Source organism: Flavobacterium sp. KACC 22761, from assembly GCF_034058155.1.
Lineage (GTDB): Bacteria > Bacteroidota > Bacteroidia > Flavobacteriales > Flavobacteriaceae > Flavobacterium.
This window is the reverse complement of sequence record NZ_CP139148.1, coordinates 289,229-302,898: the sequence shown is the minus strand read 5'-3', so window position 1 is coordinate 302,898 and position 13,670 is coordinate 289,229. Positions and strand designations below refer to the sequence as shown.

10 protein-coding genes and 2 tRNA genes are annotated in these 13,670 nt (G+C 35.6%); 5 read left to right on the top strand and 7 right to left on the bottom strand.

Going from position 1 to position 13,670, the window contains the following annotated elements; genetic code table 11:
* Positions 1-7 precede the first annotated feature (7 nt).
* The 4 genes from SCB73_RS01280 to SCB73_RS01265 form a co-directional block, all read right to left on the bottom strand.
* Positions 8-556, bottom strand: a complete 549-nt coding sequence (locus SCB73_RS01280; RefSeq protein ID WP_320568386.1) for a hypothetical protein — start codon at positions 554-556, stop codon at positions 8-10.
* A 40-nt stretch (positions 557-596) separates the two neighbouring features.
* Positions 597-1,910, bottom strand: coding sequence for a 30S ribosomal protein S12 methylthiotransferase RimO (gene rimO, locus SCB73_RS01275; RefSeq protein ID WP_320568385.1), 1,314 nt, complete (start codon positions 1,908-1,910; stop codon positions 597-599).
* A gap of 209 nt (positions 1,911-2,119) precedes the next feature.
* On the bottom strand, positions 2,120-3,625 hold the full coding sequence (locus SCB73_RS01270; protein WP_320568384.1) for an OmpP1/FadL family transporter: 1,506 nt from the start codon (positions 3,623-3,625) through the stop codon (positions 2,120-2,122).
* A gap of 44 nt (positions 3,626-3,669) precedes the next feature.
* On the bottom strand, positions 3,670-4,674 hold the full coding sequence (locus SCB73_RS01265) for a hypothetical protein (RefSeq protein ID WP_320568383.1): 1,005 nt from the start codon (positions 4,672-4,674) through the stop codon (positions 3,670-3,672).
* A gap of 101 nt (positions 4,675-4,775) precedes the next feature.
* On the opposite strand from SCB73_RS01265, the gene proS reads away from it, so the two are divergent.
* The 4 genes from proS (at position 4,776) to rpsT (ending at position 6,926) form a co-directional block, all read left to right on the top strand.
* Positions 4,776-6,254, top strand: a complete 1,479-nt coding sequence (proS, locus tag SCB73_RS01260; protein ID WP_320568382.1) for a proline--tRNA ligase — start codon at positions 4,776-4,778, stop codon at positions 6,252-6,254.
* Between the two features lie 78 nt (positions 6,255-6,332).
* Positions 6,333-6,404, top strand: a tRNA-Glu gene (locus tag SCB73_RS01255).
* A 45-nt stretch (positions 6,405-6,449) separates the two neighbouring features.
* Positions 6,450-6,521: transfer RNA gene (locus SCB73_RS01250), tRNA-Glu, on the top strand.
* Positions 6,522-6,674: 153 nt separating this feature from the next.
* Positions 6,675-6,926, top strand: coding sequence for a 30S ribosomal protein S20 (rpsT, locus tag SCB73_RS01245; protein ID WP_089052957.1), 252 nt, complete (start codon positions 6,675-6,677; stop codon positions 6,924-6,926).
* 189 nt (positions 6,927-7,115) lie between these two features.
* Here the strand turns inward: rpsT and SCB73_RS01240 are convergent, their stop codons facing one another.
* Positions 7,116-7,529, bottom strand: coding sequence for a response regulator (locus SCB73_RS01240; protein WP_320568381.1), 414 nt, complete (start codon positions 7,527-7,529; stop codon positions 7,116-7,118).
* A gap of 4 nt (positions 7,530-7,533) precedes the next feature.
* On the bottom strand, positions 7,534-9,243 hold the full coding sequence (locus SCB73_RS01235) for a PAS domain-containing sensor histidine kinase (protein WP_320568380.1): 1,710 nt from the start codon (positions 9,241-9,243) through the stop codon (positions 7,534-7,536).
* 169 nt (positions 9,244-9,412) lie between these two features.
* Between SCB73_RS01235 and typA the strand changes: the two genes are divergently transcribed.
* Positions 9,413-11,209, top strand: coding sequence for a translational GTPase TypA (gene typA / locus SCB73_RS01230; protein ID WP_026728071.1), 1,797 nt, complete (start codon positions 9,413-9,415; stop codon positions 11,207-11,209).
* A 116-nt stretch (positions 11,210-11,325) separates the two neighbouring features.
* On the opposite strand, the gene SCB73_RS01225 is transcribed toward typA, so the two are convergent.
* The gene (locus tag SCB73_RS01225) at positions 11,326-13,623 is read right to left on the bottom strand and encodes a T9SS type B sorting domain-containing protein (RefSeq protein ID WP_320568379.1); all 2,298 of its coding nucleotides are present in this window, start codon (positions 13,621-13,623) and stop codon (positions 11,326-11,328) included.
* Positions 13,624-13,670: the final 47 nt, after the last annotated feature.

The following is a 13,670-nucleotide window of genomic DNA, read 5'->3' as shown; positions in this document are numbered from 1 at the left end:
AGTTTTTTTATTGTTCTTCAGCTTTTTTTGTTTTTTCTTCTTCGGTTGCTTCTTTGTGCTCTTTAGAATCTTTTTTCTTTTTTGATTTTTCTTTTTGAACCCCTTTGAAATTAGCCATAAATTCTTTGTACTTTTCAATTTGCTCAGGACTCAAAAATGCATTTACCTTTTTGGTAGTACTTTCTCTTAGTGCATTGATTTGTTCTATCTTTTGATCTTGACTACTACTTTCATTTTTCAAAAGTACACCTTGTTCTCTAATGCTGTCTGCTAAAGCGTTAGTTATAGCGATAGCCTGAAGATCATCAAGTTTTAGTTCAGGTCTCATTTGTTCAACGATTTTGGCAGCAGTTTCTTCTGCAGGAATTTCTTTTGGCTTGCTAGGAGTGCTTTGTGGGCCGGCCATCATGCTTCTGTCCATTCCCATTCCGCCACCGCGTCCGTAACCTCCATAGCCTCCACCGTAGCCGTTGTTGTAACCGCCATATTGAGCTGATGCTGCATTAACACAACACAAAGTAAAAATCAAAAGAAAAAAAATGTTCGTAGGTTTCATAATTAGTTTTTTATCTAAATTGATAATAGTTAGCGTAAATTTAAGCAGGTTCTCCGTATAAATCAAATTCTGTTGCTTCAATTATCTTGATATTAACAAATTCACCAGTTTTTACATAATGTTTAGATGCATCAATTAAGACTTCGTTGTCAACATCTGGGCTGTCGAACTCAGTTCGGCCAACAAAATGGGCTCCTTCTTTTCTGTCAATAATGCATTTAAAAACTTTGCCAACTTTCTCTTGGTTCAAATCCCAAGAAATTTGCGATTGTAATTCCATTATTTCATTTGCTCTGGCTTGTTTTACATCATCCGGAATGTCATCTTCCAATAAATAAGCATGTGTGTTTTCTTCATGAGAATAAGCAAAACATCCCATTCTGTCAAATTTCATTTCTTGAACAAAATCTTTAAGGATTTCAAAATCTTCTTGAGTTTCACCTGGATATCCAACAATCAAAGTCGTTCTGATCGCCATTCCTGGTACCGAAGCGCGGAAATCTTTCAATAATTGAGTTGTTTTAGCTTGAGTAGTACCACGGCGCATTGATTTTAAGATAGAATCAGAAATATGTTGCAGCGGAATATCAATATAATTACAGATTTTAGGCTCGCGTTTCATTATTTCCAAAACATCCATTGGGAAGCCAGTTGGGAAAGCATAATGCAAACGAATCCATTCAATTCCTTCCACTTTGACCAATGCTTCTAAAAGTTCTCCAAGATTTCTCTTTTTATAAAGGTCAACACCGTAATAAGTTAAGTCTTGAGCAATTAAAATTAATTCTTTAACACCATTTTTAGCCAAACCTTCAGCTTCTTTGACCAATTTTTCAATTGGCTGAGAAACGTGAGAACCACGCATTAAAGGAATAGCGCAAAAACTACAAGGTCTATCGCAACCTTCTGCAATTTTTAAGTAGGCATAGTTCTTTGGAGTTGTTGTTAAACGTTCTCCTAATAATTCATGTTTATAGTCAGCGCCTAAGGCTTTTAATAATTGAGGCAACTCAGTTGTTCCAAAATATTGATCTACATTCGGGATCTCTTTTTCTAAATCTGGTCTGTAACGTTCAGATAAACATCCGGTTACAAAAACTTTGTCAACTAAGCCTTTGTCTTTTTTATCTGCATATTCCAAAATCATGTTTACTGATTCGGCTTTTGCATTATCAATAAAACCGCAAGTGTTAATTACAATAATGTTTCCTTCTTTTTCTGCTGGAGCCTCGTGTTCAACTTCTTTTCCATTAGCGCGCAGTTGTCCCATAAGGACTTCGCTGTCATAAACATTTTTTGAACACCCAAGAGTGATTACGTTAATTTTGTTCTTTTTTAAAGACTTGGTTCTCATACTTTTATAAATTGGAGTGCAAAATTACACTTTTTTATTCAATCACCGCTTGTTTCGGTTTCTTTTAGGTGTTTTTTATGAAGCTAATCCTGCTGTCTGCTATTTTTTTTGCAATTTCCAGGGCTATCGTGACTCTTTTCGTTAAGACAAAAAAAATCCGCCAAGAAAAGGACTTGACGGAAATCTTCATCATTTATTTTGATTTTTAATTACAATTCAAATAATAAAGTTAGCGTTACATTGTTTAGTTTTGAAGTTATGTTGGCTCCATCGGTGAATCCTGTTGCAAAAAATCCTTGATTTGATTTTCGCTCCATATAAGAATAGGCCAAATCTAATTTTGTGCCACCAAAGCTGTATCCTAAACCTCCTGAGTAGCTGTTTAAGTCGCCGATTGTTCTTCCGTCGTTGTATGGGCTTCCTTCAAAACGGTAACCGCCACGAAGGCTTACTCTTTGGATTTTGTATTCAGCACCAATTCTTAATTCGCCATTTGATGTCAATTGATTGCTCATGTCTGCGTTCAATCCTCTGAATCCCGGATCGCTTGTTGGTTTGTATTTAGTGTTTCCATAATTTTTAATAGAATAATCAACACTGATTAAGCCTGATTTTCCGAAAACATAAGCACCGCTGAAAGTAAATTTATCAGGGGTTTGCAAAGTATATCGATCATAAACATTAATCAAATTCGGATTAACGTTTTCACGTATTTCTGGACCGCCTGCAGCTTGTCTGGTTGTTGATAAGCTTTGTGAAACTTCATCATAAAGATCGTACCAAGTATTTGATTCGTATGCAACACCAAGTCTTAAGCCGTCAGTAACTTTGGCAATAGCTCCCAGTTGAAAAGAAAAACCATTTCCGTAAGTATATAAATCATTGTTGAAACGTAAGTTTGATATTGTCTCGCGCGCTTCTAGTGGATTGCTGTTGTCTTCATAAAAACTGCTCGATCTTCTGTAGTCTGTAATGTGTACATTTAAGTTGGCTCCAAAATAAATTCTGTCCTTATATGAAGTAGCAATGTTGAAAGTCAATTTGCTATTGTAGCCCGTGGTGTAAACTTCATTTTCTTGATAATAATTTCCTCCAGCGGGAACAGCAGAAACATATTGTGTGTTGTTGCCGTCATTAGGGTTGACGGGGTCTATTATGTATCCTTTGTATCCGAAATAAGCTTGCTGTTCGTCATAATACATATCTCGGTATGGTACTCCAGTAATTACATCTAATGGTATTCCGTTTGCATAGGTCAAAAAGTACTGGTCAATTGAGTTTCTAGGATTTGTACCAGCAGAAAAGATGTTGTTATTAAAATTGTTGGTGTTTTCATAAGTTGTTCCGATGGCAATTTTTTTCCAATTATTATTTGGATTATGATCATGGAAAACAAAAACACCTCCAGCTTGATTCAAGATAAATGAATTGTCTTTGTCGCTGGTTTCAGTTCCAAAATAATTGGAGTTGTTTTTCTTGGTTTGATTACTAAAAGAAACCCCAATTTGATTGTTGTTGAATACAGCAGATCCAGCCGGATTGACATTTAGGGCTGACAAATCTCCTCCAACAGCTCCAAATGCGCCGCTCATGGCTCGAAATCTTGCTGTTCCGGTTAAGTTGTCTTGAGCATAACGTACGGCATCAGATACTTCTTGTGAATGTAGAGCGCTAAAAGATAGTCCTATAGTAAAAAGGAAGAATATTTTTTTCATCTGGTTTGGTATTTAAGTGATTGAATGATTTGGTGAAAGAGGTTTTATCTTCTTCCTCCACCACCGCCACCGCCGTAGGATCTTCCTCCTCCGCCGCCACCGCCACTGTAGCCGCCTCCGCCACCACTGCTTCTCATGCTTCCGCCACCACTGTTCATAGAACGAGATGGGCTAGGAGAGTAAGTTCTAGATGAACTGCTGTTTGGCGTGCTATAGCTTCTGTTGGTTGCTCCTGCGCTTGATCTTCTGTTGGCATAATCATAACCACTGCTTTGGCCTTGAACAGTGCCTCTTCTGTCTGTGAAAGTTGGACTTGAATATGTTCTGCCGTTTACAGATGAACTTCTTCTATAATCGGAGTAGCTTCTGCCATTGTTGGTGCTGTAGCTGCTTCTTCCTGCATAATTTCTTGTTGTGAAATTATTTCCGGCATAACTTCTGCCAGCATAATTTCTTCCTGCGTATGATGAGTTTCTATATGCGTATCCTCTAGATCCATAATATGCTGCTGATCCTCTTCTTCCGTAGCTGTAAGAATAATTGCCGTAGTATCCGTAACCTGGATATCCCCAACCTGGGTAACCCCAACCTGGATATCCCCATCCTGGATAATAACCCCAGCCATAGTATGGATATCCCCATCCGTATCCGTAATAAGGATAACCCCATCCAAATCCGATTCCAAAAGACCATGTTGGGCTAGAGTAATAAGTTACTGAAGTTTCTGTAGTTCCGCTTCCCCAAGCAGGATAAGCAACAGATGCTGTTTGAGTGCTGTCGTTTACGGCATAATTGCCATAATTATCTACATCAGTAAAAATTTCAGTTGGCTGATTTTCGTCTTGAAGCGATTTAAAGTAATCTTTATATTGGTTGTTAACACCTGTAGTGGTCGTTTGTGCATAAGTGTTTGTAGATTTTCCATAAACTCCATCATTGTCATAATAAGAAGTGTTTTGGTAAGAGCCACACGAAGCAAGCAGAAAACTCAGTAGTCCAATTAAGTAAAAGTAACTTGAGTTTTGGCGGAGATTAGTATAAGTTTTCATATCTGTGGTGTTTTTTATTGTTGCACATTACAAAAATAGTTAGTTTTGTCAAACTATTTATTTAAAATTATTAAAACAAAATTTGTGCCAAACTATATAATATGAGTAAGAACCTTACTACAAGATCAGAAGATTATTCTAAATGGTATAATGAACTGGTTGTAAAAGCAGACCTAGCAGAAAATTCAGGAGTTAGAGGATGTATGGTAATCAAGCCATACGGATATGCTATTTGGGAAAAAATGCAGGCTGAGCTAGATCGAATGTTTAAAGAAACGGGACATCAGAATGCTTATTTTCCTTTATTCGTGCCTAAGAGCATGTTTGAAGCGGAAGAAACAAATGCGGAAGGATTTGCAAAAGAATGTGCTGTTGTAACACATTATAGATTAAAGAATGATGAGGAGAGACCGGGGAAACTTATGGTTGACCCAAACGCAAAGTTAGAAGAAGAGTTAATTGTTCGTCCTACAAGTGAGGCGATCATTTGGTCTACATATAAAGGATGGGTGCAGTCATATAGGGATTTGCCTTTGTTGATTAATCAATGGGCAAACGTGGTTAGATGGGAAATGCGCACACGTTTATTTTTAAGAACTGCAGAGTTTTTGTGGCAAGAGGGGCACACGGCTCACGCGACAAAAGCAGAAGCAATCGAAGAGTCTGAAAAAATGATGAACGTTTATGCTGATTTTGCAGAAAACTTTATGGCGATTCCTGTTGTAAAAGGTTTTAAAACCGAGACAGAACGTTTTGCAGGTGCTGATGAAACCTATTGTATTGAAGCATTAATGCAAGATGGAAAAGCATTACAAGCTGGGACTTCTCACTTTTTAGGGCAGAACTTTGCAAAAGCATTTGATGTTAAGTTTGCTAATGCAGAAGGAAAGCAAGAGCACGTTTGGGGAACATCTTGGGGAGTTTCTACCCGATTAATGGGAGCTTTGATCATGACGCATTCTGATGATCAAGGATTGGTGTTGCCTCCAAATTTGGCGCCAATACAAGTTGTAATTGTGCCAATTCATAAAACAGATGAGCAATTGGCTCAAATTACTGCCGCGGTAAATGAATTGACGGCAAAATTGAGAAAACTAAAAATCTCAGTTAAATACGATGATAGAACCACTCAAAAACCAGGATTCAAATTTGCTGAATGGGAATTGAAAGGAGTTCCTGTTAGAATTGCAGTTGGTCCAAAAGATTTAGAAAATGGAACTTTTGAGGTTGCAAGACGTGATAATTTATCAAAAGAAGTTGTGGCGGCAGAGAAAATTGTTGATTATGTAAATGATTTGTTAGAGCAGATTCAAAATGACTTATTTACTAGAGCGCTAGATTATCGTAATACACATATTACGCAAGTAAATAATTTTGAAGAATTTAAGGAAGTTTTAGAAGGAAAAGGAGGTTTTATTTCTGCTCACTGGGACGGAACTGCAGCGACAGAAGAAAAGATAAAAGATTTGACAAAAGCAACGATTCGTTGCATTCCTTTGGATGCTGTTGAAGAGGCAGGAACCTGCGTGTTTACTGGGAATCCTTCTTCTAAAAGAGTGCTCTTTGCTAAGGCATATTAAAAAATAATATATTTTTTTGCGTTAGGTGTTGCGCAAATAAAAAATAGATGTATCTTTGCATCCGCAATACAGAAGCGCGGTCCGTTCGTCTATCGGTTAGGACGCCAGGTTTTCATCCTGGTAAGGGGGGTTCGATTCCCCCACGGACTACAAGTTATATTACATATTGAATAATTTCCAACTTAGGAGAATTTAGGTCCGTTCGTCTAGGGGTTAGGACGCCAGGTTTTCATCCTGGTAACAGGGGTTCGATTCCCCTACGGACTACAAAATTAGTTGTAAATAAGTTTTGTAAAACAAAAATTGGTGTCTCGGTTTTTGTTTTATTAGTTAAAACCAAAGTGATTGCTTTGCAATTGTGGGAGGTTTTTCTTTTTTAACTAGTATTTATAATAATTATTACATCTAAAATTAAAAGAAATGGCAAATCATAAGTCAGCTTTAAAAAGAATCAGAAGCAACGAAAAAAGAAGAGTTCTTAACAGATACCAACATAAAACTACTCGTAATGCGATCAAAGCATTAAGATTAGCTACTGATAAATCTGATGCTACTGCAAAATTATCAACTGTAATCTCTATGATTGATAAATTGGCTAAAAAGAACATCATTCACGATAATAAAGCTTCTAACTTGAAGTCTAAATTAACGAAACATGTTGCTAAATTGTAATTAATACAATTTAATAGATATTAAAAAAGTCCTCATTTAGAGGACTTTTTTGTTTTGTATCAAATTCCAAATTCCATCCCGAGGTTTCGGGACCAAATTCCAAATTCCAAATTCGTTTTTGAAAAATAAAAAATCCAAACTCCATTAGTTTTAAAGTTGGAATTTGGATTTTTAATATTGAAATTTAATTTATAAATCTATTTTTTTCTTAAGGTACTCCAGCATTGGTTGCGTAATTGGCTTTGAAAGAAAATCTATGATTATAGGGTATTTTTTTGCTTTGGCTAAATCTTCAGGGTCTATTGTAGAAGATAAGACGATTACATTTGCGGTGTTGAATTCTTTATAATCAGTAGAGGTAAAATGGTCTAAAAATTCCCAGCCTCCCATGACTGGCATGTTGAGGTCTAAAAAGATCAGTTCAGGTTTTTTATTGTCTTTGTTTCTGTTGTTGGTGTATTTTAAAGTGTTGAAGTGATGAAGCGCTTCTTCGCCATTTTGAGCTGTAATAATTTCATGGCAAATTTGTGACTTCGAAATTACTTTTTTGCATAACATCAACGTGATTGGGTCGTCGTCAATGCATAAAATCTGCTCGAGCATGATGTTAATTTTTAAATGTTATTGTAAAGGTGGTCCCTTTGTTGACTTCGCTTTCTATGCTAATTGTTCCTCCCATAGTTTCCACTTGAGATTTTACAAGATATAAGCCAAGTCCTTTGCTGTCTGGATAATTATGAAATCTTTGATAGAGGCCGAAAACCTTGTCGCGGTTTCTTTCTAAATCAATGCCAATTCCGTTGTCCTTAAATGTTAATATTGCTTTATTATCTATTTGTTCTGCAATAATAGATATTTTTAGCTTTCTGTTTTCCGATTTGTATTTTATGGAATTGGTGAGCAAATTAAGTAAAATGCTTTCAATATAAGCCTTGTTTGTGTTCAATAACGGAACGCGATCAAATTTAAGCTTTATTATTGGTTTGTGCAGTTCGATTTGAAAAGATAATTGACTGAAAACATTTTCAAAGACTTCTTTCAAAGAGACTTCCTCTTTTTGCATAGAAGGATTGTCTTTGATAATGATGACTTTTACAAGATCGTTAATAGTTTCGTTCAGTAAATGAGTCGATTTGGTAAAGCCAGACAAAATTTCTTCCAGCTCCGGATTTTCGATCGGAATGTCTTCAATTAAATTTAAAAGTCCAATTAAATTTGACAAAGGAGCTCTTAAGTTGTGCGAAGTAATGTATGAAAATTGCTTTAAATCCTTATTGTTTTGTGTCAGTTCTCGAATAAGATGTTCTTTTTCGGTTTCGAGCTTTTTTTCTTCGGTAATATCTCTTTGTATTGAAATCCAATGCGAAATCGATCCTTCGTTGTTGAAAATTGGAATCATAGAAAAACGAACCCAATATTCTTCTTTTTGTTTGGTGTAGCTAATGGTTTCGATCAAGCATTCTTCTTCGTTTTTGATTGCTCGAAGTAATTTTTTTAATTCTTCAGAATCTGATTTTGGTCCCTTGAAAATATTTGGAGATTTGCCGACTATTTCATTGGATAAATAACCTGACATTTGAGAAAATGCTGGGTTTACATAAACAATTTTCGGAATTTTTCGTGCCTGCGAATTTGCTTCGGTAATTAAAATGGAATCTTTAGATTGCGTGATTACCGTTTCTAGTAATTTTAATCGCTGTTCTTCTTCTTTTTGTTTGGTGATGTCTTGAATGGCCCCGATCATTCTGATGGCTCTTCCATTTTCATCTTTCAATAAAAAACCTCGGTCCAAGACATATTTGTAACTTCCGTCGGCACATCTAAAGCGGTATTGATCTTGCCATTTTTCGGTTTTTTGCTCAATAAAAGAATATAATTTTATAGACATTCTGATGCTGTCTTCAGGATGAATTTTGTCAAACCACCACTTAGATGTTTTGCCAACTTCATTTGGATTATAACCAAAAACCCCTTCAATTCCTTTGTTCCAATTGATGCTGTCTTCCTGAATTTTCCAATCCCAAATGGTGTCGCTTGTTGCTTTTGCTACAATGTCATATTTTTCGTTGGATTCTTTTATTTCTTCGTTTGTTTCTTTTAATTTCTTAAAAACGGTTACATTGTGTTTTTCGTTTTTTGAAACTATGTATTTGAAGAACAATGCAGTAGTTAAAATGAAGAAAATGTCCTTTAGGAAAAAAAGATAAAAATATTTAACATCTGAAAAATAAGTGGTAAGTATTTTATGACAGAGTACCGCCATAAATAATGATACTAGAATGTAAACTAGAGTAATTTGGAGAGTTTTACTTTTCATTACTTCAAATATAGTTAAATTAACTATAATTAAACAATATGTAAAGTTCAATTTAAGCGCTGTGTTTTCATGTTTTGTATTAACTAATTGATTGTATATACGCAAACTATGTTAGAAACGTTTTTTTTTAGAAAATAAAGTGTACCTTTGCAGCCATTAAAAATCACAGATGGAATCTATTAGAAACATTGCAATTATTGCCCACGTCGATCACGGTAAAACAACTTTGGTTGATAAAATTATGTATCACTGTCAGTTATTTCGTGAAAACGAAAACACAGGTGATTTAATTCTAGATAATAATGATTTAGAGCGTGAGAGAGGTATTACTATTACTTCTAAAAACGTATCAGTTCAATATAAAGGAACAAAAATCAATATTATTGACACTCCAGGCCACGCGGATTTTGGAGGTGAAGTTGAACGTGTATTGAACATGGCCGATGGTGTATGTTTGTTAGTGGATGCTTTTGAAGGGCCAATGCCACAAACGCGTTTCGTGCTACAAAAAGCTATTGATTTAGGTTTGAAACCTTGTGTAGTTATCAATAAAGTTGATAAAGAAAACTGTACTCCAGAAGAAGTTCACGAAAAAGTTTTTGACTTAATGTTTGAATTAGGTGCTACTGAAGAACAATTGGATTTCCCAACTGTTTATGGTTCGGCAAAAAACAACTGGATGTCTGATGACTGGAAAGTTCAAACACAAAACATTGAGCCATTATTGGATATGGTTATCAAAAATGTTCCTGCTCCAAAAGTTGCTGAAGGAACTCCACAAATGTTGATTACTTCTTTAGATTTCTCTTCTTTTACAGGTCGTATCGCTATTGGTCGTCTTGAAAGAGGTACTTTGAAAGAAGGTTCTCCAATTTCTTTGGTAAAAAGAGACGGAAAAGTGATCAAGTCAAGAATTAAAGAATTGCATACTTTCGAAGGTTTAGGCCGTAGAAAAGTTGAAGAGGTTGTTGCTGGAGATATTTGTGCTGTTGTAGGTATTGAAGGTTTTGAAATTGGTGATACTATCGCTGATTTTGAAAATCCTGAAGCTTTACAAACAATTGCTATTGACGAGCCAACAATGAGTATGTTGTTTACTATTAACGATTCTCCTTTCTTTGGTAAAGAAGGTAAATTTGTTACTTCTAGACACATCCGTGAGAGATTAACAAAAGAGTTAGAGAAAAACTTAGCGATGAAAGTTGGTGAAACTGATTCTGCTGATAAATTCATGGTTTTTGGTCGTGGTGTACTTCACTTGTCTGTTCTTATTGAAACAATGAGAAGGGAAGGGTATGAGCTTCAAATTGGTCAGCCACAAGTTATCATCAAAGAAGTTGATGGTGTTAAATGTGAGCCAATTGAGGAATTAACTATCGATTTGCCAGAAAACCTTTCAGGTAGAGCGGTTGAATTCGTAACTATCCGTAAAGGTGAAATGCTTTCTATGGAAGGTAAAGGTGAGCGTATGATTATTAAATTCAACATTCCATCTCGTGGAATTATCGGTTTAAGAAATCAATTGCTTACTGCTACTGCTGGTGAGGCTATTATGGCGCACCGTTTCATTGGATACGAACCATACAAAGGAGAAATTCCGGGACGTAACAACGGTTCATTAATTTCTATGGAAAACGGAAAAGCAATTCCTTACTCTATCGATAAATTACAAGATCGTGGTAAATTCTTCGTTGATCCAAATGAGGACATCTATGAAGGTCAGGTAATTGGAGAAAACACTCGTAGCGACGATATGACTGTTAACGTTACTAAAACGAAAAAACTTTCTAACGTACGTTCTTCTGGAGCTGATGATAAAGCTAGAATTATTCCAGCTATCAAATTCTCATTAGAAGAAGCTTTAGAGTACATTCAAAAAGATGAGTATGTTGAAGTTACTCCAAAATCTCTTCGTTTAAGAAAGATTTACTTAAGTGAAACAGATAGAAAAAGATATAAAATCTAATAAATTTTAAATCTTAATATAAAAATCCCAAATTCCAATATGGAGTTTGGGATTCTTTTTTTCAGTGTTTTTTTTGGTTTGGAATTTGGATTTTTTTAATTGGAATTTTAAAAGTTTTATCTTTTTAGGCTAAAATGCCCTTTGACGCTTTTTCCATCCACAAAAATAAGCGTAAACCAATAATCGTCAGATGGCAATTGTTCGCCATTAAAGATGCCGTTCCAGCCTGGACTGTTTTGATTTAGTTGTTTTAAAAATTTCCCGTAGCGGTCAAAAATGCTTATGGTATAATCGGGCATTTGACCTACGCTTTTGATTGTCCATAAATCATTATATCCATCACCATTTGGGGTAAAGAATTTTGGATAATCTAAGACATAAAATAAAAATCGATTTGATGGTCCACAACCATTTTTGTCTTTAGCTATGGCATAATATGCGCCTGGTGCAACTCCGGTGAATTGTGGGTCATCTTGAAAAACAGTTCCATCTAGTGAAAATTCGTAGTTTCCAGAACCTGTATATTTTATTAAAACCGAATTGTCAACTCCCGAGAAATCTTTTACTACAACTTCAGTTATTGTTGCTGGTTCTGATGAAATTACTTTGAAATTTTTCGTTTTTTGGCACCCGTTGGCATCTGTTACAGTTACCGAATAATCGCCGGGTGCATTTGCCGTCATGGAATTTGAGGTACTGTTTCCTGGAGTCCATGCATAACCACTGAATCCAGTTGCTACAGAAAGAGTGACATCGCCATCTTTGCAGATGTATTTTGATTCATCTTCAAAATTTGGCGGATCAAAAGTGTTTACTACAAGTGTAACGGGTACAATGTCATGACAATCAGGGCCATTTACAACTCTCGCATAAAGGGTTTGATTATAAGGGGTTGTATTTTTAAAAACGTTTGGTACAGGATTAGTTTCTGTCACCGCATCATTAGAAGTAAGATAATAAGTTGCTGTTAATCCAGCAGGAAGTCCGATAAGAATTTTAGGAGTAACTTCTGAATTTAAATCAAATTGGTAAAGGCCATCCTGAATATTATCAAGATCACAAGTTGCAATTGGGCTAGGATTTGCAATTGATGTATTTGTAATTTGCAATGTAACTTCAGCCACTTTAAAGCAACCAAATTGATTTTCTATACGGGCATAAACAATTTGATTGTTTGTGGTATTGATGTAGTTGCCTTGGTTTTGAATTTTATTGGTTTTATTTTGAGCATCAGTTAAGGTTAAGTAATATCCTTCGGTAGTGCTGGTCGCAACATTGTTGTTGACAAGATTGTTTGCTTTGTTTAAGTTGAAAATTGAAATACCGTCGGTATTATCATCACATTGCAAAAGGAGCGTATTGGTGTATAAGATTTCTGGAGCAAATTCTAATTTAATTTGGCCCATAACCGCACAAGTTGATGGTGACATTACAACTTCTACTTTGTAATTTCCAGTTTCGGTGGCATCGTAGGATGGATAAGTTGCTCCCACAATTTCTACATTGTCTTTAAACCATTTAAATGAATATGAGGAAGAAAGCTTTGTATCTAGTGTAACGGTTCTTCCAAAACATACTGGGTTGCCATTGGCAGCAGTTTGATCAGGTCCAAGATTAATTTGTGAAGTAAAACTGCCAGCCTGCAAAAATACAGCTGAGTCATAATATTGATTTCTATCGTCTCCTATGACTAACTTGATATGATATTTTTTTCCTATCGTGACATTTGCTTGTGCATTCATTATTACGGTTTGACCAGCAAAGTCTATGGCGCCTGCAGTTGGGGTGCCGGTTGTAACAGGAGTTAATAAACGATCGAAATATTTTGGATTTTTTTCTGGACATCCAGAATAAGGATCGCCATTTCTGCTTTTTCCCGGAACAATTGTAGGGCGAATATCAACCGATGAAACAGGTATATTAGTGCCGGGAATTACCGCGATGTTTTGATAAGGATCGCTAGCTCCGGCTTCTTTAATCAAAAAAGCAAAGCCATCAGAATAACTGCATGCAAAATCAAATTGATATTCATTTGAAGCAAATATGTAATTAAAATTTATAAAATTTGTCAGAGCTACAAAATCAAATTCTAAGGAAGTTGCATTTGTTGAATGTATTCCCAAAATTTGATCAAGATCTGCGTCGCCAAACCATAAAAGAGGATTTCCTCCTCCCATGGTTGACGTATAAGGACCGGGTATTCCAAATGCGGTTGATGTAGATAATACAATACCTTCAGGAAAAGGAAAATCACTTGTTCCTGCATTAAAATAATCATAAGAGTAATGGAAAATATCAGGATTTCCTTTACCAGAAATGTTACTTACTGAAAGACAAGAACTGTTTATTAAAACATTTTCAATCAGTTGTTTAGGTGTTCTTTGGTCGTCAATAGTAATATATTGCGCATTCATTTTGATAGATGAGCAACATAAAACAATAACGAAAAGAAAAACCTTTA

Coding starts and splice junctions, on each gene's coding strand:
- SCB73_RS01235 (WP_320568380.1), bottom strand. CDS start 9,243: ATGAAAAGTAAAACTCTCCAAATTACTCTAGTTTACATTCTAGTATCA.
- typA (WP_026728071.1), top strand. CDS start 9,413: ATGGAATCTATTAGAAACATTGCAATTATTGCCCACGTCGATCACGGT.
- SCB73_RS01265 (WP_320568383.1), bottom strand. CDS start 4,674: ATGAAAACTTATACTAATCTCCGCCAAAACTCAAGTTACTTTTACTTA.
- rimO (WP_320568385.1), bottom strand. CDS start 1,910: ATGAGAACCAAGTCTTTAAAAAAGAACAAAATTAACGTAATCACTCTT.
- SCB73_RS01225 (WP_320568379.1), bottom strand. CDS start 13,623: ATGAATGCGCAATATATTACTATTGACGACCAAAGAACACCTAAACAA.
- rpsT (WP_089052957.1), top strand. CDS start 6,675: ATGGCAAATCATAAGTCAGCTTTAAAAAGAATCAGAAGCAACGAAAAA.
- SCB73_RS01280 (WP_320568386.1), bottom strand. CDS start 556: ATGAAACCTACGAACATTTTTTTTCTTTTGATTTTTACTTTGTGTTGT.
- proS (WP_320568382.1), top strand. CDS start 4,776: ATGAGTAAGAACCTTACTACAAGATCAGAAGATTATTCTAAATGGTAT.
- SCB73_RS01240 (WP_320568381.1), bottom strand. CDS start 7,529: ATGCTCGAGCAGATTTTATGCATTGACGACGACCCAATCACGTTGATG.
- SCB73_RS01270 (WP_320568384.1), bottom strand. CDS start 3,625: ATGAAAAAAATATTCTTCCTTTTTACTATAGGACTATCTTTTAGCGCT.